Raw genomic sequence first — 24,027 nt, forward strand, 5'->3', positions numbered from 1 at the left:
CAACACTCTTCGATCTCAGATACAATCGCCCATTCGCTAAAATTGCAGGAAGGTTCAACAGGCTTATATGATAAACCGTTTTTTGCTGATTCTGTTAGCGGTTAGCCTAATGCTTAGTACTTCTCTAAGCTACGCCGTACAACCAGAGCCTCCACAACTAGAACCCGGTCAGGTCACAGTGGCCGATATTCGGGCAGCCTATCTGGTCAGTGTTATGCGTTATGTAAACTGGCCTCAGGAAGCTGAAAAAGAGACATTAACCATCGGCATTCTGGGCGAAAGCCCGGTTTATGACATTCTGAGCCGGCTACCTCTGACTCCGGTACGGGGTAAACCTATTAATGTGATTAGTTTAAGTCGCTCTTCGCAGATACCCCAGGTTGATTTACTCTATGTTTCGCCAAGAGCTTCAGCGTCTCTGGATCAGATTTTATCTCAGGCGCACCGCAATGCTGTGCTCGCTGTCACTGAAGATAAATCCATTCGCGATGATATGATGATTAATCTGGTCTCTGACCGCGACAACCGACTCGCCTTTCAGGTTAACGACAGCCGTATCCAAAGCACGGGTATTAACACCTCCAGGGATTTGCTGCTGCTACGCGGCAGTGAACTGGACTTAGTCGTGAATCATCATCAGCTACTGCGTGAAATGCAAAGTCTGCGGCAGGAAAAGCAGCTTCTGCTCAATCAGAGTAATGAACAGCAACGGCAAATTTTTCAGTTGCAGGAACGCATAGATTCGCTCGAACAGACTATCAGCGAACGTGACAACGTTTTACGAGCTCAGCAAGGTACGCTGGAAGATAAACAGCAGGTTATGGAGTCCCAGCAAAATGCACTAAATGAATTGTTACGCGAACTGGAAGAACAGCGCGACCTTTTATTTGCCCGTGAAGAACAATTGCATGTTATTCAGGATGCGTTGACTGAAAGCGAACAGGCCCTGGCACAAAAAGAGCAAGAATTAAGCGTTAAAGAAACACAGCTCGCGAATAAGGAGCGCGAGGGCGACGCCCTGGCTCAACGCATTACGGCTAACCGAGACATCCTCGCCGCCCAGCAGCAACAATTACGTGACCAACGTGCGGCGCTATCCGAGCAAGCGAGTTTAATCGAATCCAGAGAGCGCACTATTGACCGCCAGCGCGAATACCTGATTTACATCCTGATAGCGTTATTAATCGCATCTATACTTGGCGTATTGAGTCTTACGCTTTATGTCAACAAACGGCGTACCGCCAGCCAGTTAATGGACACCCTGAACGAACTGCACCAAGCTCAGGACAAACTGGTGGAGTCAGAGAAAATGGCCGCGCTAGGCAACCTTGTGGCTGGTGTAGCTCATGAAGTTAATACCCCTCTTGGGGTTGCCCTGACGGCTACCTCCATGCTCAATGACCGACGTGAAATTCTGGTTCATCATGTTCAGGAAGGCAGTTTAACCCGCGAGCAGTTGCTACGTTTCCTTAATCAGTCCGAAGAATCCCTCACTCTGACTGAGAAAAACCTGAGCCGGGTGGCGCGCCTCATCAGCAACTTTAAACAGGTTGCCGTCGACCAAATGGTGACCGAGCGACGCACTATCGATTTAGGCACTTATATAGAAGAGATAATGTCAGCCCTTTCTATTGAATTGAAACGAGCGCATATCGAATACCGCATTGATATCCAGGAAGAAATTGAGATGGATACTATACCGGGGGCTATGGCGCAGATTATGACCAATCTGGTGACTAACAGCATTCGCCACGGTTATAGCACCGATGAGCATGCAGAACATAAAGGTACTATAAGTATCAGTGCGCGCCGGGCTGATGGTAATAATGTTCAGCTTTCTTTCTGTGACGACGGTGCCGGTATGAACGAAGCCACCTTGCAAAAAATATTCGAGCCCTTCTTTACCACCAAACGTAACCAGGGCGGAACCGGGCTTGGCATGCCAATCGTCTACAATCTGGTAAGGCAACAGTTGAAAGGCGATATTACAGTCACCAGCACACCGGGAGCCGGTACCTGTTTTGAACTCATATTGCCACGTCACCTGCGCCTTCAGGATTAAAGGCTAAGCAAAGATATCCAGATTACGGCCTTTGTGCTCGTCATCATCGTCATCTTTTTCGTCTTTACGCGGATCTTCAGCGACAGGAGAAGGCTCCGGTGGCCCCTGCTTTTGTCGTGACTGATCGCGCAACCGCTGCCGTACCCGGGCTTCCTGAGTATCATCAAAGTCTTCTTCGTCAGAAACTGCCGGACTACGCGGTTTTTTCTGCACTCGGGTAATACGCCCATAAGTTGATTTCATATCAACCTGAGTGTTCCGTGGTAACAACGGAAATAATATATCCTGGTTTGCCATAACAACCTCGTTCTTTGCCCCTTATCTTTAGTATCGGCAAAAATACACACAAGTGAATAAAAATCACCCATTATTTACACTTGCAATCTGAACACGACTTGGTAGAATTTATACAACTTAAACAGATAGGCCCATCAACCTCTGGAAATCAACATGAAAACACTATACAACTTTAGCGTTATCAGCATTTTCCATCATCATCACCATCATATCTGACGGCCTTACTGATATGCTGGAAGGCCGTTATATCTAAGCGGTACCTTCCCAAGAGAAAACTATTTAGCCCCTGGAAGCGTACCTTCCGGGGGCTTTTTATTTATTCGCCTGAATTGAATTATTACATCGAAAAGGAAAGTTTATGAGCACAAGCAACCGTCTGACCATCGCCATTCAAAAGTCTGGCCGTCTGAGTAAAGAGTCCATTAACCTGCTGGCTGCCTGTGGCGTTAAATTTAATATGCATGAAGCACGTCTGATGGTGCACAGCACCAGCCACCCTATTGATTTATTGCGTGTACGCGATGACGATATCCCGGGGCTGGTTATGGACGGCGTAGTTGATTTAGGTCTGGTCGGCGAAAACGTGCTGGAAGAAGAAAGTCTGGAGCGGGAAATGAAAAAACAGGCCAGCCAGTACCGTTCGTTACGTCGTCTCGACTTCGGCCACTGCCGCCTGAGCATTGCTCTGCCTACTGAACAGACTTTCAGTAATATTCAGGATCTGGATGGCCTGAAAATAGCCACTACGTATCCACGCTTACTGGAGCGCTACCTTGGCGAGCAAGGCGTGAAAGCGAAAGCTGTGATGTTGACCGGCTCTGTTGAAGTGGCGCCCCGTGCCGGATTAGCCGATGCGGTATGCGATTTAGTCTCCACAGGTGCCACCCTGGAAGCCAATGGTTTGCGCGAGCAACAGGTGATTTTCCGCTCTCAGGTGCAATTAATTCAGCGTTGTGAAGAACTCAGCGACACAAAACAACAGATGATTGACAAGTTACTGGCCCGTATTGACGGTGTACAGCTGGCCAAAGAAAGCAAATACATCATGCTGCATGCACCTAAGAACAAACTCAAAGAAGTTGAAGACATTCTGCCTGGTGCTGAGCGCCCGACCATATTGCCGCTCAGTCACACCGACGAGATTGTCGCCATTCACGTGGTCAGCACAGAAACTTTATTCTGGGAAACCATGGAAAAACTGAAAGCGCTGGGCTGCAGCTCAATACTGGTGCTGCCAATTGAAAAAATGATGGGGTAACTATGATTGCACAAGCCGTAATCTGGAATCAGCTCAGCAGCAGCGAGCAACAGCAACGCCTATCCAGGCCCGCACAGCAGGCCAGTCAGCAACTGATGGCTCAGGTGCAGGCCATTATTAATGACGTGCAGCGTGACGGTGACAAAGCCCTGCTTGAGTATACTCAGCGCTTTGATAAGGTCAGTCTGACCAGACCGCGTCTTGAGCAGGAACAGGTTGCAGCACTGGCAGCGCAAACCCCGCAAGCGGTCAAGGAAGCCATAGATCTGGCGTATGCCAATATTAAAGCCTTTCACCAGGCCCAGCAGCCGCAGAATGTGGTGATGGAAACCATGCCTGGTGTGCGCTGCGAACAACGTTTTGCGGCACTGGAAAAAGTCGGTTTATATATTCCAGGTGGCAGCGCCAGCCTGCCCAGCACTGTGCTGATGTGTGGCGTGCCCGCGCAAATTGCCGGCTGTCAGGAGCGCGTACTTATCAGCCCTCCGGACGCCAGCGGCCAGTTACGCCCCGCTATTTGTTACGCTGCGCAGCTATGCGGTGTCACTCAGGTCTTTTTAGGCGGCGGCGCGCAGGCTATTGCCGCTCTTGCTTATGGCACAGCAAGCATTCCTGCGGTGGATAAAATTATCGGCCCGGGCAACAGCTATGTGACCGCGGCTAAACAATTAGTCAGCCAGATACCTGGCGGCCCGGCTATTGATTTACCCGCTGGCCCTTCAGAACTGCTGGTGATTGCTGATGACAGCGCTGAAGCTGAGTTTGTGGCTGCCGATCTGCTCTCTCAGGCTGAACACGGACCGGATTCTCAGGCATTACTGCTCAGCCCGGATGCCGCTATGGTCGAAGCCGTGCGTAAAGAACTGGAACGCCAGCTAGCCGAATTGCCGCGTGCTGAAATCACCGCCCAGGCATTGACCAGCAGCAGCCTGATTGTTACCGAGAGTCTGCAACAAGCCGCAGAGATCAGTCAGCGTTATGCGCCCGAGCACCTGAGTCTGCAAATCCGCGATGCCAACAGCTGGATAGAGCGCACCAACAAAGCAGGTTCAGTCTTTGTGGGTCACTATGCACCGGAATCCGGCGGTGACTACGCAACAGGCACCAATCACGTACTGCCTACCTATGGTTATGCGCGTAATTACAGTAGCTTAGGCCTGCTTGATTTCTACCGCCGTTACACGGTGCAGGAGCTCACCCCGGCCGGTCTGGCGGCGCTGGCACCTGCCATTACCACTCTGGCGGCAGAAGAAGAGCTGGACGCCCATCGCTTAGCGGTTACCCGACGCATGCAAAGTGCACGTATGCAAAAAGATGCCGGAGGCAATTCATGAATATAGCCCAGCAGTTACTCCGTCCGCACCTGCGGGACGTCACCCCGTACGCGTCAGCACGACGCAGCATGAGCTGTGGCAATATCTGGCTGAACGCCAATGAATCGCCATACAGTGGCGAATATCAGGTGAGTACCGCACAACTTAATCGTTATCCGAATTTTCAGTCATCGGCTTTGAATCAGGCCTACGCCCGCTATGCGGGCATAGACGCCGATCAGTTGCTCAGTCACCGTGGCAGCGATGAGAGCATTGAACTCTTAATCCGTAGTTTCTGCGAACCTGGTAGCGACCGCATCATGATCTGCCCGCCGACCTATGGCATGTACAGTATTTCAGCGGCGCTGAACAATACACCTGTAGTTTCAGTACCTTTGCGCTCTGACAACTGGCAGCTCGATTTAGCAGGCATACAGGCACAACGTGAACAGGTAAAAGTAGTCTTTTTATGCAACCCGTCGAACCCACTGGGTAACAGCCTGAATGCCGATGACGTGCGCCAGATGATTGAGTTCTTTAAAGAGCAGGCACTGGTGGTGGTCGACGAAGCCTATATTGAGTTTTCTGCCAGCGACAGCTTCGCCAGCCTGATTAACGAATACCCTAATCTGGTGGTCATGCGCACCCTGTCCAAAGCCTTTGGCCTGGCCGGCATACGTGTTGGCTTCACGCTCAGTAACCAGGATGTGATTCAGGCGCTGGTGCCTGTACTCGCTCCCTATCCTTTGCCGGATGTCAGCATTCAAATCGCCGAGCAGGCACTGAGTGCGGACAACCAAATACTGATACGACAGAACACCATTGAAGCTCAGCTTGAACGCCAGCGCTTAATGGCCGCGCTGCCGCAGCTCGACTTTGTCAAAAAGCTCTACCCCAGCGATACCAATTTCATTCTGCTGCAGGTCACCGATGTGGAGGCTATCATGCAGCACTGCCAGAGTGCCGGCATTCTGCTGCGCAATCAGTCCGCCCAGCTGGGCCTTAGTAATTGCCTGCGCATTACCGTCGGTGCGCCCGCTGAAAACGACGCCTTGCTTGAAGTACTTAACGGAGTTTCTTTATGAGCCAGCAAAAAATTCTATTTATCGATCGTGATGGCACCCTGGTTGAAGAACCCGCCATTGATAAACAGTTAGATAGCCTGCAAAAGCTGGTCTATGAACCCGGCGTTATCAGCGCGTTGCAACAACTGCAAAACGCCGGTTATCGTCTGGTCATGGTCAGTAATCAGGACGGCCTGGGCACAGACAGCTTTCCGCAGGCCGACTTTGATGCGCCCCATGATGCCATGATGGCGTTGTTTGAAAGTCAGGGCATAGGTTTTTCCGATGTACGTATCTGCCCACACTTTGAGTCCGACAACTGCAGTTGCCGTAAACCCAAGCTAGGCCTGGTGCAGGACTTTTTGCGGGAAGGTCTGGTCGACTTTACCCAAAGTGCCGTTATCGGCGACCGCGACACCGACCTGCAATTAGCCGCTGCCATGGGCATACAGGGCATTCGTTACGATCGGGAAAAAACTAACTGGCCGGCTATTGTTGAAGCTTTGACTAAAAAGCCGCGTCAGGCCAGCGTGACCCGCACCACCCGCGAAACCGACATCAATGTGAATATCGATCTGGACACCAGCGGCCCGGTCAGCATCAGCACAGGCATTGGATTTTTTGACCACATGCTCGAGCAGATCGCCACCCATGGTGGTTTTTCCATGCAGGTTAACGTCAAAGGCGATTTGCACATTGACGATCACCACAGCGTTGAAGACACCGCATTGGCGCTGGGCGAAGCTCTGAGCCAGGCCCTGGGCGACAAACGCGGCATCGGTCGTTTTGGCTTTGTGTTACCTATGGACGAATGCCGGGCGGAGTGTGTACTGGATGTGTCCGGTCGTCCTTACCTGGTATTTGACGCGGACTTCAGCGACAACCAGGTAGGCAGCATGTCGACCCAGATGGTCGGTCACTTCTTCCGCTCGCTGGCCGATGCCATGAAAATCACCCTGCACCTGAGCACCAGCGAAGGCAATGCCCACCATCAGGTGGAAAGCCTGTTTAAAGTCTTTGGTCGCGCCTTGCGTCAGGCCATTACTAAATCAGGTGATCAACTGCCTTCCAGCAAAGGAGTACTCTAAGCATGAACCTGGTTATCGTAAACACCAGTTGTGCCAACCTGGCCTCCGTCGACTTTGCTTTTAAGCGCCTGGGCGTGACCCCGGTGATCAGCGCAGACCCAACGGTTATCCGCAGCGCCGAGCGCGTCGTTTTGCCTGGTGTTGGCACCGCAGGCGCGGCCATGCGTGAACTGAACCGCCTGCAACTGGTCGGTACCTTGCAACGTCTGAGTCAGCCTTTACTCGGTATCTGCCTGGGCATGCAAATGCTGACCCGGCAATCCGCTGAGCTGCGCGACGGACAACCGGTATCGTGTCTGAATCTGATTCCTACTGAAGTAGAGCGTATGCCTAAAGCTTTGGATCTGCCCCTGCCTCATATGGGCTGGAACCGCACTGAAGTTAGCGAACACCCGTTATTTAAAGGTTTTGGTGAGGGCGAAGCTGCGCCTTATTTTTATTATGTGCACAGCTTTGCCGCACCTTTAAGTCAGCAAAGCATAGCGCGCTGTGACTATACCCAGCCATTTTCCGCCGCCATTGCGCAGAACAACTTTATGGGCGTGCAGTTTCATCCTGAACGCTCCGGTGAAGCCGGTGCCAGGGTCCTGCAAAATTTTCTGGAGATCTCATGTTAATACCTGCTCTTGATTTAATTAACGGTGAAGTGGTACGCCTGCAACAAGGGGACTTTGCCCAGCAAACCACCTATAACCAGGATCCTGTTGCTGTTGCCTGTGCCTATCAGGCATCCGGTGCTGAATTTTTGCATATCGTTGATTTAGACGGTGCCAGAGATCCCGCTAAGCGTCAGTTAGCGCTTATTCACCGTATGCAGCAGGAAAGCGGCTTACGCACTCAGACCGGTGGCGGCATACGTAGTCGCGACGACATAGCCGCTTTGCTCAAAGCTGGCGTAGAACGGGTTGTAGTCGGCTCCAGTGCGGTGAAAGACCCGGCTCTTGCTGCCCAATGGCTGGACGAGTTCGGCAGTGACGCTATTGTACTGGCGCTGGATCTTAATATTGATGCTGAAGGTGGCCGCTGGCTGGCCACTCATGGCTGGCAGGAGCAAAGTGACTTGCGCATTGAAGAGTTACTGGAAACACTGCGGCCTGCAGGCTGTAAACATGTACTTTGCACCGACATCAGTCGTGACGGCATGTTAAGTGGCCCTAATGTTGAGCTGTACCGTGACCTGAAACGGGACTTCCCGCAAATTGTCTGGCAGGCCTCAGGTGGCGTTGCCAAACTGACTGACTTAGAGGACTTACATAAAGTGAATTGCGACAGCGTGATTCTGGGTAAGTCTTTATTAACGGGTCAATTTACCCTTGAGGAGGCAACCCAATGCTGGCAAAACGCATAATTCCCTGCCTCGACGTCCGTGACGGCCAGGTCGTCAAAGGTGTTCAGTTCCGAAACCACGAAATCGTTGGCGACATAGTGCCGTTAGCCCAGGGTTATGCTGCAGCTGGCGCAGACGAGCTGGTCTTTTATGATATTACCGCCTCGTCTGACGAACGCGTAGTAGACAAATCCTGGGTCAGCCGTGTCGCTGAAGTCATTAATATCCCTTTTGCTGTCGCCGGTGGCATTAAATCCGTCGCCGCCGCACGGGACATTCTGGCTATGGGTGCCGATAAAATATCCATCAACACCCCTGCCCTGCGCGACCCGGACCTGATCAATACCCTGGTTGATGAATTTGGCCAGCAATGCATAGTGATAGGCATCGACAGCTTTTATAACCAGCAAAGCGGTGACTACGAAGTGCATCAGTTTACCGGCGATGAAGCCCGTAGTGGCAAGACCAACTGGCAAACCAGCGACTGGGTGCAGGAAGTCATTCGTCGCGGCGCTGGCGAAATCGTGCTCAACTGCATGAATCAGGACGGCGTGCGCCGGGGTTATGATATCGAACAGCTGAAAAACGTACGTAAGCAATGCACAGTGCCCTTAATTGCATCCGGTGGTGCCGGTAGCATGGAGCACTTCTATGAAGTCTTCAGCCAGGCTCAGGTAGACGGTGCGCTGGCCGCTTCAGTATTTCATAAAGCCGTTATTCAGATACCGCAACTGAAAGACTATTTACGTGCTCAGGGCATCAGCATTCGCCCCTGACGGAAAAGGAACGCATATGATCATCAATGACAACAACATCGATAAGCTGGCCTGGGACAAAATGCAGGGGCTGATCCCCTGCATAGTGCAGGACGCCGCCAGCGGCCGGGTTTTAATGCAGGGCTATATGAACCCTGAAGCCGTTGCCAGCACACTGCAAAGCAAAGAAGTCACCTTTTTCAGCCGCAGCAAAGAACGCCTGTGGCGCAAAGGCGAAACCTCAGGCAACACACTGCAACTGCAAGAGCTGGTCGCCGATTGCGATCAGGACTCACTGCTGGCACTGGTCAACCCCAACGGGCCAACCTGCCATTTAGGCACTGAAAGCTGCTGGATACCTGAACAGCAACCCGCAGCCAGTGAACTCATCGAATTGCAACGCACCGTGCAGGCACGTAAAGCCGAAGGCAACGATAGCAATAGCTACACCGCCAGCCTGCTGCAGGATGGTGTGCGTCGCTGCGCCCAGAAAGTCGGTGAAGAAGGCGTAGAAGTAGCGCTAGCCGCTGTTGCTCAGGACGACGAAGCCCTGCTCAACGAAAGCGCCGACCTGCTCTACCACCTCACCGTAGTGCTAGCCGCCCGCGACCTCAAGCTAGAAGACGTCATCAAAGTCCTCCGCCAACGCCGCAAATAACGGTGAAAACTGCGGGGTCAGAGCTAAAATTCACCACATTAGAAACGGTTAAATTTAGCCCTGAACCTTTTATATTCAATAGGTTGCTATAAGAAAAAAGTGGTTACTTTTAGCCCTGACCCCATCTTTTTCACCATTTTTTATTAGGGGTTTGGGGTGGTGAATTTTAGCTCTGACCCCATTGTTTTTTGGTGGACGCGGAAGAGGCGGATGGTTAGTAGTAGTGCGGCGACGCTGAGGCCGCTGATGAAACCTATCCAGAAACCGGCGGGGCCCATGGCGGGGACCAGGTAGTCGGTACGGCCCAGCACATAACCTACGCTCAGGCCAAACGGCCAGTACGATATAAAGGTTACCACCATAGCGGCGCGGGTATCTTTATAACCGCGCAAGGCGCCGATAGAAATAGCCTGGAAGGTATCGGAAACGGTAAAAATAGCAGCCAGTCCGAGCAAGGTACCGGCTAGCTCGATAATAGCCGGGTTATCGGTATAAAAAGAGGCTAGCCAGCGACCGGCTAACCACATGCCTAAAGCATTCACCACCGCGAAACCTACGCCCATCACCAGGGCTATCTTATAGCTGCGCATAGCGTCTGCGGCGCGCTCCGATCCCAAAGCAAAGCCAACCCGCAGGGTCACTGCCATGCTTATACTCAGAGGCACCATATAGACTACAGAAGACACATTCAGCGCAATCTGATGACTAGCTACCATGACTGACCCCAACGGCGCTATCAATATGGCAACAGCGGCAAAAAGGCTGACTTCAAAGAACAGCGACATGGAGATAGGGAAACCCAGCCGGACAAAATGCCAGATGTCGTCCCAGTCGGGTAAATACAACTTACGCAGTGGTGCTAATACCTGGTAGCGTTTGGCGGTAAGCACATAAAACAACAGGGATAACCCCATGCCCCAATACACAATAGCCGAGGCTATACCAGCGCCGGCGCCGCCTAAAGCGGGGGCTCCGAAGGCACCGTAAATAAAAATATAGTTAGCCGGAATATTAATAAGCAGGCCAATAACACCAATGACCAGCGACGGCATGGTATGCGACAGGCCTTCGCAGAAGTTACGCAGCACCATGTAAAGCACCAGTCCCGGCATGCCCCACAAAATATACTTCAGGTAGTCCAGCGTCATGATGCGAAAGGCTTCTTCCACATCCATGGAATTTAACAGCGCTGGGGCAAATAACATCAAAGTAACGACCAGTACAGCACTGATAGCGCAGGTATAAAAACTCTGCTGCAACTGATTGGCCATGTTTTTATAATCGCCGGCGCCATGGCTGTGAGAAATCACCGGCGCCAGGGCCATGGAAAAACCAAATACCAGCAGCATGGCCGGTGTCCAGATAGAGCCACCTACAGCCACAGCAGCAAGATCGACAGCGCCGACACGGCCGGCCATCAGCGTATCAACCACGCTCATCAGCATCTGAGTCAGTTGAGCGATCACTATCGGACCGGTAAGCAGGGACAGTTTACGGACTTCAGGCCAGAGTCCGCCAGACGTCGGCGACTTTCCGCCTTGAGCAGTATTTAACAAGACAACACTCCAACGAAAGGAAAATACCTGCCAGAGGCAGTTATAATAACAGGTCGGCGGCGTTATCCAGGCCCGCCGCGAGGCGCAGTATATCATCGCGCTGGCTATAAAGTCCCAGCGAAAAGCGTAAACAGCCCTCTTCGGTCAGTGCGTTGATTAAAGGTTGGGCGCAGTGACGTCCTGCCCTGGCGGCAATCCCGGATTCGTCCAGCAGCATGGCCAGGTCTCGCGGGTGCACTTTATCACTGTGCACACTCAACACTGGAATACGGCCGTTACTGTGCGGCAACATCTGCAACCAGTCATACCGTTCTACCACTGCCAGCAAATCATTAAACAGTTGATTCAAGTAGGCAGTACTGCCTGCATTACGCGCCTGTTGCAGGTATTCAACAGCGGCGGCAAAACCGGCGGCGCCAATCAGATTCGGAGTGCCGGCTTCAAAGCGCGACACACCCTGCAAGTAGGAAACATCGTTCTCATAAACCATATCGACCATGCCACCGCCAACCTGCCAGGGCGGCATGTCCTGCAGCACATCGCTTTTAATAAACAAAGCGCCGATACCTGTGGGTCCGTAAATTTTGTGAGCGGAAAATGCCAGCGCATCACAGTCGATCTGCGTTACATCAAGATTAATATGTGCAGCACTCTGAGCCGCATCCACAACGCTTAAAATCCCTCTTGACCGCGCCAAAGCACAGATATCAGCAACCGGGTTAATGACCCCCAGCACGTTAGACGCATGGGTCACGGACAGCACGCGGGTTCGCTCATCCAGAAAGGGTTCAACATCGGCAATAGTGCCATCTTCATTAAGGGGTACCACCCGCAACTCCGCACCTGCTTCCCGGCAGACACGCTCCCAGGGCAACCAGTTGGCGTGATGTTCAGCCAGGCTAATAACGATATTATCGCCTTTACCTACACGCGGGCGGGCCAGGCTATCGGCCAGCAGATTCATGCTTTCAGTGGTGCCGCGGGTAAAAATCAGCTGGTCAGCGCTGGTTCCGATAAAACCGGCAACCCGCACACGCCAGCTTTCATAAAGGGCTGTGGCATGCTGGCTTTGCTGATAACTACCACGATGAACATTGGCATGTTGTTCCCGTTGATAATTCAGCATACCTTCCAGCACCTGTTCAGGCACCTGGCAGGAAGCGGCGCTGTCAAAATAAGCCCAGTCTGGCCGCTGCTGAAAAACACTAAAATCCTGACGCCACTTGGAAACGCTCATCTCATTCTCACTCAATAGCCAATTGCTGCAATAAAAAGTCGGTCATCGCCGGCATCACCGAGGCTGGGTCGGTTACCGGGGCCATGTGGCCACCATTGATACTAAGCTCTGTACACTGCGGTAACGTCTGCCCCAGCAACTGAGCGACACGGCGACTGGATAGCGGAGACGCATCGCCATGCATCAATAACACCGGGCACTGCACCGCGGCATAGTCCTGTAGTTGCGCGGGTTCGCCAAGCAGAGCGGCAAAGTCGGCGAGGACTTTTTTCTGTTGCCCCAACATAACGCGCTGCACCCGCTCTGGCAATGCGTCAAAGTAACCTGGGTAGTTCCAGTAATCGACAAACAAACGCGCGCTCTCTTCTTCGCTTAACGACTCCATGTTCGCGGAAACACCGCTAATCTGCTCACGCGCGGGGTCATCATCGGCCAGCACATGAAAAGAAACCGGCTCATACAGAGTTAAAGAAGCGACCTGCGCAGGATTATCTTTAGCAATTTTAAGGGCCAGTGCCGCACCGTAAGAGTGCCCTACCAGGTGCAATGGCCGCCTGGCAAAGCTTTCACAGTGCTCAGATAACATGCTGACTTCATCTGCCAGACGGAATGCCTGGCTGTCTTCAGGGGCTGCCTGAGGGCAGGCACCGTAGCCGATAAGATCCGGGCTGACGATATCAACTTTCTGTTCGCGGAAAAAACGAAGCAGCGGGCGCCACTGCGCACCGCTGCTTTGAGAGCTATGTAAACAAACTACTGCTGTCATTTAATTCACATTGTCTGTTGAGCCAGCACCGCACCTATCAGATACCCGGCACTTAAAATAAGCATGCCGAATGTACCTAACACACCGATAGTACGGTAAATGCTGACACCTACTGATTTAGTTAACCCTATAGCATGAAATATCCGTGCTACAAATAACAGGCCACCCATAAAGAAGAGAAACTGATCCGTAGCGCCAGACAACTCCATCAGCGCCATCAGAATTAACCCCAATGGCACATACTCAGCAAAGTTGCCATGCACCCGCACTGCTACATTAAGCGGCTGGCTTTCACCAATACCAATACCTACCCGTTCAATCCAGCGTAAACGAATAATACGCACTGCTAAAACGACGTATAAAAGTGTCAGTAAAGCTGCAAACAGACTGGTAGTAGGTAAAGGTATCATGATAATAAACTCTTCAGTTCTTTGCTGATCACATCCACGTCGCGCGTTCCATCCAGCTTGTGATAACGCACTACATTTTGCTCCGCCAGTTTGCGGTAGTAGCTGACCAGCGGCTCGGTCTGCTCATGATAAACACCCAGGCGGTGACGCACGGTGGCTTCTTTATCATCCTCGCGGACAATAAGATCATCGCCAGTCTCGTCATCTTTGCCTTCTTCTTTCGGTGGGTTGTAAGTTACGTGATAAACACGCCCTGACCCAGGATGCACACGACGACCCGCCATACGCTCTACAATCACATCATCCGGCACATCGAATTCAAGTACATAGTCAATTTCAATGCCCGCTTCCTGCATAGCATCCGCTTGCGGAATAGTGCGTGGAAAACCGTCTAACAGGAAACCATTAGCGCAATCTTCCTGGGCAATACGCTCCTGCACCAGCCCAATCATAATGTCATCAGACACCAGCTTACCGGCGTCCATCACTTCTTTCGCCTGCTTACCGAGATCAGTGCCCGCTTTAATAGCTGCACGCAGCATATCTCCGGTGGAGATTTGCGGGATGTTAAAAGTGTTCATCAAAAATTGCGCTTGAGTGCCTTTACCAGCACCAGGTGCGCCAAGCAGAATAATCCGCATGTCGGGTCCTTAATGGCGTATTTAATAAATTTGAAAAGATGGTATAAACTTTACCTGTGCTACCGAAAAGATACAAGGCTCGCATAGCGAGCCTTGTACTATAGTCGTAACTAATTAGTTACTTGTTGGTAAGCGTTAACATCATCTCGTTCAGCTTACGCACATAACTTCCCGGGTCTTTAAGGCTGCCCCGCTCCGCTAATGTCGCCTGCTGTAACAAAATATCAGCCCAATCGCCAAAACGTGCGTCATCGGTTTCATCAGCGATACGCTGAACCAGTGCATGCTCGGGATTCACCTCAAAAATGTACTTGGTTTCAGGTACTTGCTGACCGGCCGCTTCCATCAGTTTAGCCATTTGCGTGCTCATATCGTTTTCATCGGTCACGATGCAAGCTGGAGAGTCCGTTAAACGGTGCGTTACCCGCACGCTTTTAACATTATCTCCCAGTGCTTTCTGAAAGCGCTCTACCGTAGTGGCAAAAGCTTTTTCGCTTTCTTCATGTGCTTTCTTCGCGTCTTCATTATCCATGTCACCTAAATCAAGGTCGCCACGGGTAACCGACTGGAACGATTTCTCCTGATATTCATTCAGGTGGCTCATTAACCACTCATCAATGCGATCCGACATCAGTAATACTTCGATGCCTTTCTTACGGAAAATTTCCAGTGCCGGGTTATTACGCGCCGCTTCATAGCTGTCCGCAACTATGTAATAAATCTTATCCTGACCTTCCTGCATACGGCTCAGGTAATCGTCCAGTGACACGCGCTGCTCAGCCGAATCTTCATGGGTAGAAGCAAAACGCAGCAGACTGGCAATTTTCTCAGCATTGCCCTGATCTTCTGCCGGGCCTTCTTTCAGAACACCACCAAAATTGTCCCAGAACTCAGCATATTTTTCTGCGTCATTTTTAGCCAGCTTGCTCAGCATGCTAAGCACTTTCTTAGTGCTGGCAGAACGCATAGAGCGGGTAATACGGTTGTCCTGCAGAATTTCCCGCGACACGTTAAGCGGTAGGTCATTAGAATCAACCAGGCCTTTCACGAAACGCAGGTATGTGGGCATAAACTGTTCGGCATCGTCCATAATGAACACCCGCTGCACATACAGCTTAATGCCTTTCTGGCTATCCCGGTTCCACAAATCAAAAGGTGCACGCTTAGGAATATATAACAGGCTGGTATATTCGTTCTTGCCCTCTACCTTGTTATGGCTCCACAGCAGCGGCTCGTCAAAATCATGCGCTACTGTTTTATAAAACTCTTTATACTCTTCGTCGCTAATGTCGCTTTTATCGCGGGTCCACAGCGCCTGGCCGGAATTAATAGTTTCCCATTCGCCCGGCTGTGCTTCAATTTTTTCGCCATCCGGGCCTTCGCTCTCTTCGGTGGCTTCTTTCCACATTTGCACCGGAATGTTCAGATGATCAGAGTAAGTAGTTACTATCTGGCGCAGCTTCCATTCATCAAGGAATTCTTTCGCTTCGTCCTGCAGGTGCAGAATAATGTCGGTACCGCGGCTTTGCTTTTCAATATCAGCAATCGTGAACTCACCATCACCGGCTGACTTCCATTCCACGCCTTGTGCAACATCAACACCCGCCGCACGCGTGCGTACAGTCACTGCATCGGCAACAATAAACGAAGAATAAAAACCAACACCAAACTGACCAATTAACTTCGAATCTTTGCTCTGGTCACCAGAAAGCTGGCTGAAAAATTCTTTGGTGCCTGACTTGGCAATGGTACCTAAATTACTCATCACTTCATCGCGGGTCATGCCCACACCGTTATCACTGATAGTAATAGTGTTGGCATCTTTATTGACACTGATTCGCACATGCAAATCCGGGTCAGACTCCAGCAAGGCATTATTTTCAAGGGCCTTGAAGCGCAGCTTGTCTGCCGCATCGGAAGCATTAGAAACCAGTTCGCGAAGGAATATTTCCTTGTTTGAATACAGCGAATGGATCATCAGATTCAGTAGCTGTTTTACTTCGGTTTGAAAGCCATGCTTCTCGGCCTGGGTCGTGTCAGACATCGGTTGTTCTCCCAACTCTCTTCAGTTTTATGACGCTAAACGAATTGTGGCTGTGATACAGCCACAATAAATAAGGTTATAGAAAAGATGGGGTCGCAGGATGCGAATTCAAGCTTAAACTTGCTTACGACCTGCAAAAGCATGACTTAAAGTAGTGTGGTCGACATATTCAAGCTCGCCACCAACAGGAACGCCATGCGCAATACGGCTGGCTTTGATGTTATTTTTGCGTGCTAAATCAGCTATGTAATGAGCGGTAGCGTCGCCTTCCACGGTTGGATTAGTGGCCAGAATCACTTCTTCGATATGGCCAGCGGCAAAACGCTGAGCCAGCTTATCCAGGCCGATATCTGCAGGCCCTATGCCGTCCAGGGGCGATAAATGCCCCATCAGCACAAAGTACTGGCCCTGGTACTGAGAGGTTTGCTCCACCGCGATCACATCCGCAGGGGATTCGACAATGCACAGAATGCCGTTCTCCGCCCGTTGCGGATCCGAACAAATCGCACAACGGTTGCCTTCCGTCAGCGTGCGACAAGTGTCGCAGCGCCCGACTACCTGTACGGCATGACTGAGCGCCTCGGCCAGTTGTCCGGCGCCATCACGCTGTCGCTCCAGTAATTGAAACGCCATACGCTGAGCAGACTTCTGACCCACGCCTGGTAGTATTTTCAAAGCCCGAATTAAACTGGCAATGGCCGGACTAAACTGCATAACGGCAATCCCTGTTTAGAATGGCAGTTTCATACCTGGAGGCAGACCCATGCCACCGGCTAAACCGGACATCTGCTCTTTGTTGGTTTCTTCAACACGGCGTACAGCGTCGTTCATGGCTGCTGCAATAAGGTCTTCCAGCATTTCTTTGTCATCATCATCGCTTAACAGGCTAGGATCGATTTCAACGCGTTTTACGTTGTGATTACCATACATGGTTACTTTCACCATACCCGCACCAGCTTCGCCAACGACTTCCATATTAGCCAACTCTTCCTGCATCTTCTGCATTTTTTCCTGCATCTGCTGCGCCTGCTTCATCATGTTGCCCATGCCACCTTTCATACTATTTCTCTCTCTGTAATTACAAATTAAATTTCATGCCACAGACCTATGCCTGCTGCTATTTATAATAAAGGACAGAACCTGCCTGCCCCAGCTTCAATCTTTAGGTTTTACTGAGTCCAGTTGCAACTCCGCATCAAAGCGCGTGACTAAGCCCTGAATACGGGCGTCTTCCTGCACACTTTGTAACGCACGCTGCTGGCGTTGTTTATCCAGCGACTGCTGCAATATAAACGGAGTCTGCACCGGTTCGCCAAACTCAATAGTTAATTCGCTACCGCCAACCAATTCACGCACCAGTTGCTCAACTTCCTGCAACAAGGCGGGCGAACACAAAACTTTTTGAGCTTCAGCCACAAGCAACTGATAACCTGACTCCTGCTGCTGTAAAACTGAATTCAGCAATACCTGTCGCACGCGGCCTCCTGCCTGCAAGCCGTCTACCGAGGCGCTCCAGGCATCTATTTCCGCCGCATAACGAGCTTCACCTACTCTCTCTGGCGCTTTTTTTTTTGCCAGCAACTGCTCGCGAGTCGCCATTAAATCTGCCATTCCATCCGACTGCTGTGCTTTTTTCGTCGTGGTCTCGATGTTTGCTGGCTGAGGCTGCGACTCCGCTTGAGGTTCTCGTTGCACCGACTCTGGTTGCACCGGCTCTGGTTGCGACTGTGCCTGTGGCGGCACTTCCGCCATAGGCGCAGGCTCCGGTCGCTGTTGCCCCCGCGCCTGCTGTAAAATTTCATCCTGCTCGGCATATAACGCCTGTTCATCGAGCTCAGGTTCAGCCGGTTTCGCCGCCGGGGCCTGTTTAACCGATTCAACCTGCTCTTTATTTTTTACCTCAGTATCATGCACATGGGCACTGTATTCAGAAGCCTGAAACTCATCACTGTCTACCGGACGAAAGGCAAGTAAACGTAACAAGGTCATTTCCACTGCACTGAAAGCATCCACAGCATGGGGTAACTCACGGCGCCCTTCCAATACAATACGGTAATACACCTGCACCACTTCAGGTGCTATTGCCTGGGCCAAAGACTGCAACTGCTCCTGGTCGGCAAAAAGATCGGTTTCTGCCACTTGAGGGCTGACTTGATACAGTGCCAGCTGATGCAGTAAATTCTGTAATTCAGGTAATACAACGGCGACATCAGGCACTTTGCTTTGCATGCTGCGTAAGCTTTGCAAGGCATTTTCACTCTCTCCCGCATGTAATTCCGCCAGTAACTGCAACACCCGGCGACCTTCAATGTGGCCGAGCATACGTTGTACAGATTCCAGCACCACGGCCTGGTCACCCTGTGCAATCGCCTGGTCGGTCAGGCTCAGCGCGTCACGCATACTGCCTTTTGCCGCACGCGCCAGAAGACTCAGGCCGCTTTCATCAAAAGGTACTGACTCCGCTTTTAATACGTAAGCCAGCTGCGCGCTTATCTCATCGCGGGTCAATGCACGTAAATGAAACTGCAAACAGCGCGACAGCACGGTCACCGGTAATTTTTCAGGGTCCGTAGTCGCCAACAGGAATTTCACATGTTCAGGGGGTTCTTCCAGCGTTTTTAACAGTGCATTAAAGCTATGCCGTGACAGCATATGCACTTCATCAATCAGATAAACTTTATAACGCCCCCGGGAAGGGCGATACTGCACGTTATCCAGCAGTTCGCGGGTATCTTCAACTTTCGTGCGCGAGGCCGCATCAATTTCAAGCAAATCAATGTAACGACCTTCATCAATTTCCAGGCAGGTTGAGCATTTCCCACACGGAGTGGCACTGATGCCTTCTTCGCAGTTCAGGCTTTTCGCCAGAATACGGGCGATGGTCGTTTTGCCCACACCCCGGGTGCCGGTCAGCAAATAGGCATGGTGCAGTCGCTGGCTGGTCAGTGCATTACTCAGTGCCTGCAACACATGCTGCTGTCCAACTACAGCGGAAAATGTTTGTGGCCGCCACTTACGGGCCAGCACCTGGTAACTCATCGAATCCCCTTTGCCTGCATACTCAATTCTGAACCTCTAATCGTACTCGCAAATGGCGTAGGTTGAAACACCCGCTTGCGCAATACGCTGCCGTCCCTGTAAACCGCTCAGTTCAATCAGAAACGCCGCTTCACTGATAGTAGCACCACATTGGCTGACAAGCTTAGCGGCTGCCTGCATAGTGCCACCCGTCGCCAGCAGGTCATCTATCAATAATACCTTATCGGTAGCACCCAGAGCGTCCCGATGCAGCTCCAGAGTATCTTCTCCATACTCCAGACTGTAACTTTGTTGATGCACAGCGCGCGGCAATTTTCCAGGCTTACGAATAAGAGTGACACCGGTTTGTAAACGGTCTGCCAGCGCTGCCGCAAAAATAAAGCCGCGGGCTTCAATACCCGCGATCTGAGTGATGCCAGATCGCTGATAACGCTCACTGAAAATATCCAGCACATAGGTCAGCGCACGGACATCTGCCAGAGTACTGGTAATATCACGAAAGATAATGCCTGGCTTAGGGTAATCCGCAATCTTCGTTACCGAATTGCGAATATAAGACACTCTCGAATCTGAAGCTTCTGAGTTCATATAAACAAAAAGTTGTGGTTTGCAGGGATTTTACTGTATCGACTGAGAACATGATAGTGCATTTCTGGATAAAAAAAGCCCCGCTTAAAGCGGGGCTTTGCTTAATTCCAGGGAAGGAATATTAACCATTATTTAGAACGAGTAACCTACACGAACATAACCAAAGCGTCCGATATTATCGTAGTAGGCTGAACCTGCGCCAGTACCTGTGGTGTTCTTAGGTAAGCCGCGGTCAAGTACGTTGTCAAGACCTAAGGTCAAACGTACGCCATTATCAAAACGATAAGTACCCGTAAGATCAGTCACAGCATATGAACCATAATCCATGATGTTACTAGGGTTCGGGTTATTAGCCATTTCTGTTGGGCTATATAAATCCACACCGCTGGTGTAACGCGTACGAGTTCCTACGCTCCAGTTATCACGAACATAATCGATAGTGAAACGTGCCTGAAGTTCAGCATCACCTAATACGCCGGCAAAATCTGTGTACTCATCAGGTTCTTCCTGGAACGGGTAAGAACGCGCATCGATCAGGTATGTGCCAAGGAAACCAGTGCGGAAAGCTCCGCCAAGGGCGTCAAAGTCATAACCAACTTCAAAATCAATACCACGGTTTAAGCTACGGGCAATGTTCAGTGCGAAGTTTTCTATAACAGTGATTTCACCTTGCTCACCTTCAGCAGGGTTAGCTCCACGACGATCAACTCGTGCACAGAACTGGTTATTGATAGACGCGGCATCCACACATTCATTAAGAATACGCTGTGCGCTAAGACCTGAGATAGTGTCCGTTATATCAATTTCCCAATAATCCATAGTTACAGACAGACCAGGAACTATACTAGGCTGATATACCAAACCAACAGTGTACGAAGTCGATTCCTCAGGCTGAAGCTCAGCGTTACCGCCTGTTCTGCCTTCCAGAGTCGCATCATCATACGTTGAGTCGAAACCATCTGGCACACCTAACTCAGCACAGCGCGCGCGGCGAGTTTCTGCTACTGCTGGATCCGCGTTGTTCAGGTTAGTGGCACGACAAGGATCGTTAACAGTGTAGAAAGTCTGGCTTTGAGCCCGGAACAATTCAGTGATATTAGGTGCACGCAATGCTTCAGATACCGTGAAGCGAGCCCGTAATTCATCATTAATGGTCCAGTCCAGGCCAACTTTCCAGCTAGTAGCATTACCGATAGTTGAGTAATCGGCAAAACGGACCGCTGTTTCAAGTATTAAATCCTGTACCAGGAACTGGTCTGCAAGCAATGGAATCGCTAACTCACCATATACTTCGGCGACGTCGAATTTACCATCTACTTCACCCAGTGCGTTAAAGAAGGTGTCGCCTTCTGCTACAAACGGGTCTTCTTTCGAGGAACTCTTCTCTTCACGATATTCAAAACCACCCGCAAAACCAACAGCACCTGCTGGCAGGTCATACAGGAACGGGTTGTTCACGTTGAAGTTAACAACTGTTTGCTCAATTTCTGAAGTACCCAATGAGCGAGTTGCTACATAGTCACGAGCTTCCTGAGAAACACCTTCACGGCCAAAGTTGTTGATAGGCACACACCCAGCAGCACGGGCATCGGCATCGCGACAAACAATATTTCCATCACCGTCAAACACTGCGTCAACCGCGTTTAACCAGTTAGGAATGATTACATTATTGTCGTTAGCACGGCTCAGCTCGGTTTTACCCCAAACTAAGTTAGAGTCAAATGACCAGTCATCTGTTAAATAACCCTCAAGACCAACCACGAAGCGGGTGGTTTCACGGGTATTTTCTTCAAAACGACGGCCAACATCGTCATGCATTTTATTGACCTGAATCGTTTGAGCGCCTGCATCATCCATTAACTGACCCAGTTCATCAGTAACATAAGCGTTATCGCGCTGCATGTTGCCGCGTGCGTTAAAGAAGTTAAAGTATGGCTGACCATAATCTTCACTGTCCGTGCGCACGTATTTAGCATCAAAAGTTGCTAACAGGTTATTTGTTACTTCGTAATTACCACGCAGGTTCACGTTAAAACGCTCAAACTCTGGCTGAATTTCGCTATATTGGCGAAGGTTGATGAAATCACACGGAGCCTGACACTGGCCACGGGCTGGATCAACAATACCGTCTAACTGAACTGGTCTTACTTGACCGTCATTAGAGAACGTATACCAATCGCCACCAATGTTGGCAGTACCATTTCGACTTAAACGATAATGACCCGTATTCGGAATTGAATAGGTATCAGGATGATTCGGACTTAAAGCGTCTTCTTCAGCACGAGGAAAACCATTAAAAGCTTCATAGCCTACAGAAGACCAGGAAGTACGAGTCCACGGATGGTCTAGTGCATTCAAGCGATCCTGTGAGTTATACTCAGCTGAAACCGCCACGTTGCCTCGGTTGTCAGCAAAGTTAGTACCATATGAAACGGTAAAACGCTCATTTTCATAGTCACTGTGCTCAGAGAAACCTTTAGTTGCTGTCGCATCAAAACCCTGAATATCACGCTTCAGAATAAAGTTAACTGCGCCTGTTACGGCGTCTGCACCGTAAACCGCTGATGCACCACCAGTAATGATTTCAACACGGTCAATCCAGCTAGATGGAATAGTGTTGGTATCTACTGAAGCAGAGCCAGTAGAACTGGCTACGTGTCTTTGACCATCGACCAGAACCAGCGTACGGCTCGTACCCATACCGCGAAGGTCAAGTAAGCTGACGCCTGCTGTACCAATGAAGCGACCGGAGTTGGCAAGAGTATAAGTGTTTGCCAATGCAGGTAGTCTTGAAAGCACCTCACCAATATTCATGGCGCCGCTATCAATCAAATCCTGACCCGAAATCACTGTAACTGGCGACGGAGCTTCAGCGCCTTCACGTAGTATACGTGAGCCAGTTACCTGAATACGCTCTGTACGTTCAGCGCTCTGTTCGTCTGCGTCATCTTGTGAAAAAGCGACACTCGGGCTGACGAGCAAACCCGCACCGATTCCCAAACTAAGTATGTTGCGTATCGATTTTGCTAAATCTGTATTACTACTCATAATGCTTCCCTCTGGTATTTTTATAGTTATCTTTCAAGTAACTCACGATATGAACTCAAGCAGAAGTTCCAGAGCACTACATACTTTTTAACATTAAAGGCACAAAAGAACAACAAGCAACTTACAAATTACTTACAGTTTTTTATCGTTACCGGAGGGGGGAGGATCAGGCTACACGGCGTGGTGCTATGCTTTTCAGCTCAGCTAGCAAGGTTTGTTTATCTACAGGTTTACCCAGCACCGCATCGGCGCCCAGCTTTCGTGCTTTGTCTTCCAAACTACGCACGTTCTCTGTCGTCATAAAAAGTATCGGCGTTTTATCATAGCTGTGTTGTTCACGTAAATGACGCAACAGCGCTAAACCGTCCATTAAAGGCATCTTATGGTCAACTATGACAACATCAAAAGCTAACTTCTTAGCCTTATTTAACCCCGCAAGGCCATCTTTAGCCTGCGTAACCGCATAAGGAGTTTCTGCCAGTATTTCAAGAATCTGAACGCGCGTGCGTTCTTTATCCTCGACCAGCAATAAATTCAGGGCCATAAAAACCTCTTTTACTACTAAAGTTACTTACCCGGCAATAAGTTGTATTACAGCAATAAGGACAGGCAACAATGCCACGCCAACAAAAACTAACACCCCTAACACCAGGTGACGGTTGCCCGACTCTTCGCGGTAATTCTGATTCTCTGCCATGCTCATACCTCCAGCGTAAATTGCGAGCAGAATTTTACTTGATCAAGCACCAACAATAAAGTTGAAATTTTGATCCATAATCATCCGATCCATAATCATCCAAGTATGGCACTTTATTGCAGGCAAACAAAAAATCCGCAGCCTTATGCAAGCTGCGGATTTTTTTATTTGCGGACTAA

General features: G+C 50.4%; 23 protein-coding genes. 9 read left to right on the forward strand and 14 right to left on the reverse strand.

The window, feature by feature from the left end:
* The first annotated feature begins 109 nt into the window (after window positions 1-109).
* Window positions 110-2,062, forward strand: coding sequence for a YfiR/HmsC family protein (locus CWE09_RS05535; RefSeq protein ID WP_198679632.1), 1,953 nt, complete (start codon window positions 110-112; stop codon window positions 2,060-2,062).
* Window positions 2,063-2,065: 3 nt separating this feature from the next.
* Here the strand turns inward: CWE09_RS05535 and CWE09_RS05540 are convergent, their stop codons facing one another.
* Window positions 2,066-2,359 carry a hypothetical protein gene (locus tag CWE09_RS05540; RefSeq protein WP_126802995.1) on the reverse strand — a complete coding sequence of 98 codons (294 nt, stop codon included), beginning with the start codon at window positions 2,357-2,359 and terminating at the stop codon, window positions 2,066-2,068.
* A 358-nt stretch (window positions 2,360-2,717) separates the two neighbouring features.
* Here CWE09_RS05540 and hisG point away from each other — a divergent pair, with 358 nt between their 5' ends.
* From hisG to hisIE, 8 genes are read left to right on the forward strand one after another with little or no spacing between them, the layout of a single operon-like run.
* On the forward strand, window positions 2,718-3,617 hold the full coding sequence (gene hisG, locus CWE09_RS05545; RefSeq protein ID WP_126802996.1) for an ATP phosphoribosyltransferase: 900 nt from the start codon (window positions 2,718-2,720) through the stop codon (window positions 3,615-3,617).
* Between the two features lie 2 nt (window positions 3,618-3,619).
* On the forward strand, window positions 3,620-4,951 hold the full coding sequence (gene hisD, locus CWE09_RS05550; protein WP_126802997.1) for a histidinol dehydrogenase: 1,332 nt from the start codon (window positions 3,620-3,622) through the stop codon (window positions 4,949-4,951).
* Window positions 4,948-6,015, forward strand: coding sequence for a histidinol-phosphate transaminase (gene hisC, locus CWE09_RS05555; RefSeq protein ID WP_126802998.1), 1,068 nt, complete (start codon window positions 4,948-4,950; stop codon window positions 6,013-6,015). Before hisD ends, hisC begins: the two co-directional genes overlap by 4 nt.
* A complete protein-coding gene (gene hisB / locus CWE09_RS05560) occupies window positions 6,012-7,082 on the forward strand; it encodes a bifunctional histidinol-phosphatase/imidazoleglycerol-phosphate dehydratase HisB (protein WP_126802999.1) in 1,071 nt (356 codons plus the stop codon). Before hisC ends, hisB begins: the two co-directional genes overlap by 4 nt.
* A 2-nt stretch (window positions 7,083-7,084) precedes the next feature.
* Window positions 7,085-7,699 carry an imidazole glycerol phosphate synthase subunit HisH gene (hisH, locus tag CWE09_RS05565; RefSeq protein WP_126803000.1) on the forward strand — a complete coding sequence of 205 codons (615 nt, stop codon included), beginning with the start codon at window positions 7,085-7,087 and terminating at the stop codon, window positions 7,697-7,699.
* The gene (gene hisA, locus CWE09_RS05570) at window positions 7,693-8,430 is read left to right on the forward strand and encodes a 1-(5-phosphoribosyl)-5-[(5-phosphoribosylamino)methylideneamino]imidazole-4-carboxamide isomerase (RefSeq protein ID WP_126803001.1); all 738 of its coding nucleotides are present in this window, start codon (window positions 7,693-7,695) and stop codon (window positions 8,428-8,430) included. Before hisH ends, hisA begins: the two co-directional genes overlap by 7 nt.
* A complete protein-coding gene (hisF, locus tag CWE09_RS05575; RefSeq protein ID WP_126803002.1) occupies window positions 8,412-9,185 on the forward strand; it encodes an imidazole glycerol phosphate synthase subunit HisF in 774 nt (257 codons plus the stop codon). Before hisA ends, hisF begins: the two co-directional genes overlap by 19 nt.
* Before the next feature lie 16 nt (window positions 9,186-9,201).
* Window positions 9,202-9,822, forward strand: coding sequence for a bifunctional phosphoribosyl-AMP cyclohydrolase/phosphoribosyl-ATP diphosphatase HisIE (hisIE, locus tag CWE09_RS05580; RefSeq protein ID WP_126803003.1), 621 nt, complete (start codon window positions 9,202-9,204; stop codon window positions 9,820-9,822).
* Window positions 9,823-9,965: 143 nt separating this feature from the next.
* On the opposite strand, the gene CWE09_RS05585 is transcribed toward hisIE, so the two are convergent.
* From CWE09_RS05585 to CWE09_RS14290, 13 genes are all read right to left on the reverse strand, one after another.
* Window positions 9,966-11,378, reverse strand: coding sequence for an MATE family efflux transporter (locus tag CWE09_RS05585; protein ID WP_420807988.1), 1,413 nt, complete (start codon window positions 11,376-11,378; stop codon window positions 9,966-9,968).
* 40 nt (window positions 11,379-11,418) lie between these two features.
* The gene (locus CWE09_RS05590; RefSeq protein ID WP_126803005.1) at window positions 11,419-12,615 is read right to left on the reverse strand and encodes an aminotransferase class V-fold PLP-dependent enzyme; all 1,197 of its coding nucleotides are present in this window, start codon (window positions 12,613-12,615) and stop codon (window positions 11,419-11,421) included.
* Between the two features lie 7 nt (window positions 12,616-12,622).
* Complete coding sequence (locus tag CWE09_RS05595) at window positions 12,623-13,381, reverse strand: alpha/beta fold hydrolase (protein ID WP_126803006.1); 759 nt, start codon at window positions 13,379-13,381, stop codon at window positions 12,623-12,625.
* Window positions 13,382-13,386: 5 nt separating this feature from the next.
* Entirely contained in the window at window positions 13,387-13,791 is a 405-nt protein-coding gene (locus CWE09_RS05600) for an MAPEG family protein (protein ID WP_126803007.1), read from the reverse strand.
* Window positions 13,788-14,432: an adenylate kinase gene (gene adk / locus CWE09_RS05605; protein ID WP_126803008.1), complete on the reverse strand. Its 645-nt coding sequence runs from the start codon at window positions 14,430-14,432 to the stop codon at window positions 13,788-13,790. The genes CWE09_RS05600 and adk overlap by 4 nt, the downstream gene beginning before the upstream one ends.
* A 118-nt stretch (window positions 14,433-14,550) precedes the next feature.
* Window positions 14,551-16,476 (reverse strand): molecular chaperone HtpG, encoded by a 1,926-nt coding sequence (gene htpG / locus CWE09_RS05610; RefSeq protein ID WP_126803009.1) that lies wholly within the window; start codon window positions 16,474-16,476, stop codon window positions 14,551-14,553.
* Window positions 16,477-16,590: 114 nt separating this feature from the next.
* Window positions 16,591-17,190, reverse strand: coding sequence for a recombination mediator RecR (gene recR / locus CWE09_RS05615; RefSeq protein WP_126803010.1), 600 nt, complete (start codon window positions 17,188-17,190; stop codon window positions 16,591-16,593).
* Window positions 17,191-17,205: 15 nt separating this feature from the next.
* Complete coding sequence (locus CWE09_RS05620; protein WP_126803011.1) at window positions 17,206-17,535, reverse strand: YbaB/EbfC family nucleoid-associated protein; 330 nt, start codon at window positions 17,533-17,535, stop codon at window positions 17,206-17,208.
* A gap of 96 nt (window positions 17,536-17,631) precedes the next feature.
* Window positions 17,632-19,515 (reverse strand): DNA polymerase III subunit gamma/tau, encoded by a 1,884-nt coding sequence (gene dnaX, locus CWE09_RS05625; protein WP_126803012.1) that lies wholly within the window; start codon window positions 19,513-19,515, stop codon window positions 17,632-17,634.
* 36 nt (window positions 19,516-19,551) lie between these two features.
* Window positions 19,552-20,103: an adenine phosphoribosyltransferase gene (locus tag CWE09_RS05630; RefSeq protein WP_126803013.1), complete on the reverse strand. Its 552-nt coding sequence runs from the start codon at window positions 20,101-20,103 to the stop codon at window positions 19,552-19,554.
* Between the two features lie 132 nt (window positions 20,104-20,235).
* Window positions 20,236-23,151: a TonB-dependent receptor domain-containing protein gene (locus tag CWE09_RS05635; protein ID WP_126803014.1), complete on the reverse strand. Its 2,916-nt coding sequence runs from the start codon at window positions 23,149-23,151 to the stop codon at window positions 20,236-20,238.
* A 166-nt stretch (window positions 23,152-23,317) separates the two neighbouring features.
* Complete coding sequence (locus tag CWE09_RS05640) at window positions 23,318-23,695, reverse strand: response regulator (RefSeq protein WP_126803015.1); 378 nt, start codon at window positions 23,693-23,695, stop codon at window positions 23,318-23,320.
* Between the two features lie 27 nt (window positions 23,696-23,722).
* Complete coding sequence (locus tag CWE09_RS14290; protein ID WP_275541088.1) at window positions 23,723-23,848, reverse strand: hypothetical protein; 126 nt, start codon at window positions 23,846-23,848, stop codon at window positions 23,723-23,725.
* Window positions 23,849-24,027: the final 179 nt, after the last annotated feature.

It is taken from the genome of Aliidiomarina minuta (assembly GCF_003987145.1).
Taxonomy (GTDB): Bacteria; Pseudomonadota; Gammaproteobacteria; order Enterobacterales; family Alteromonadaceae; genus Aliidiomarina; species Aliidiomarina minuta.

Coding starts and splice junctions, on each gene's coding strand:
- hisB (WP_126802999.1), top strand. CDS start 6,012: ATGAGCCAGCAAAAAATTCTATTTATCGATCGTGATGGCACCCTGGTT.
- dnaX (WP_126803012.1), bottom strand. CDS start 19,515: ATGAGTTACCAGGTGCTGGCCCGTAAGTGGCGGCCACAAACATTTTCC.
- hisD (WP_126802997.1), top strand. CDS start 3,620: ATGATTGCACAAGCCGTAATCTGGAATCAGCTCAGCAGCAGCGAGCAA.
- CWE09_RS05620 (WP_126803011.1), bottom strand. CDS start 17,535: ATGAAAGGTGGCATGGGCAACATGATGAAGCAGGCGCAGCAGATGCAG.
- CWE09_RS05600 (WP_126803007.1), bottom strand. CDS start 13,791: ATGATACCTTTACCTACTACCAGTCTGTTTGCAGCTTTACTGACACTT.
- CWE09_RS05630 (WP_126803013.1), bottom strand. CDS start 20,103: ATGAACTCAGAAGCTTCAGATTCGAGAGTGTCTTATATTCGCAATTCG.
- CWE09_RS14290 (WP_275541088.1), bottom strand. CDS start 23,848: ATGGCAGAGAATCAGAATTACCGCGAAGAGTCGGGCAACCGTCACCTG.
- CWE09_RS05540 (WP_126802995.1), bottom strand. CDS start 2,359: ATGGCAAACCAGGATATATTATTTCCGTTGTTACCACGGAACACTCAG.
- CWE09_RS05535 (WP_198679632.1), top strand. CDS start 110: ATGCTTAGTACTTCTCTAAGCTACGCCGTACAACCAGAGCCTCCACAA.
- CWE09_RS05590 (WP_126803005.1), bottom strand. CDS start 12,615: ATGAGCGTTTCCAAGTGGCGTCAGGATTTTAGTGTTTTTCAGCAGCGG.
- hisIE (WP_126803003.1), top strand. CDS start 9,202: ATGATCATCAATGACAACAACATCGATAAGCTGGCCTGGGACAAAATG.
- CWE09_RS05640 (WP_126803015.1), bottom strand. CDS start 23,695: ATGGCCCTGAATTTATTGCTGGTCGAGGATAAAGAACGCACGCGCGTT.
- hisA (WP_126803001.1), top strand. CDS start 7,693: ATGTTAATACCTGCTCTTGATTTAATTAACGGTGAAGTGGTACGCCTG.
- htpG (WP_126803009.1), bottom strand. CDS start 16,476: ATGTCTGACACGACCCAGGCCGAGAAGCATGGCTTTCAAACCGAAGTA.
- adk (WP_126803008.1), bottom strand. CDS start 14,432: ATGCGGATTATTCTGCTTGGCGCACCTGGTGCTGGTAAAGGCACTCAA.
- CWE09_RS05635 (WP_126803014.1), bottom strand. CDS start 23,151: ATGAGTAGTAATACAGATTTAGCAAAATCGATACGCAACATACTTAGT.
- hisH (WP_126803000.1), top strand. CDS start 7,085: ATGAACCTGGTTATCGTAAACACCAGTTGTGCCAACCTGGCCTCCGTC.
- CWE09_RS05595 (WP_126803006.1), bottom strand. CDS start 13,381: ATGACAGCAGTAGTTTGTTTACATAGCTCTCAAAGCAGCGGTGCGCAG.
- hisC (WP_126802998.1), top strand. CDS start 4,948: ATGAATATAGCCCAGCAGTTACTCCGTCCGCACCTGCGGGACGTCACC.
- recR (WP_126803010.1), bottom strand. CDS start 17,190: ATGCAGTTTAGTCCGGCCATTGCCAGTTTAATTCGGGCTTTGAAAATA.
- hisF (WP_126803002.1), top strand. CDS start 8,412: ATGCTGGCAAAACGCATAATTCCCTGCCTCGACGTCCGTGACGGCCAG.
- hisG (WP_126802996.1), top strand. CDS start 2,718: ATGAGCACAAGCAACCGTCTGACCATCGCCATTCAAAAGTCTGGCCGT.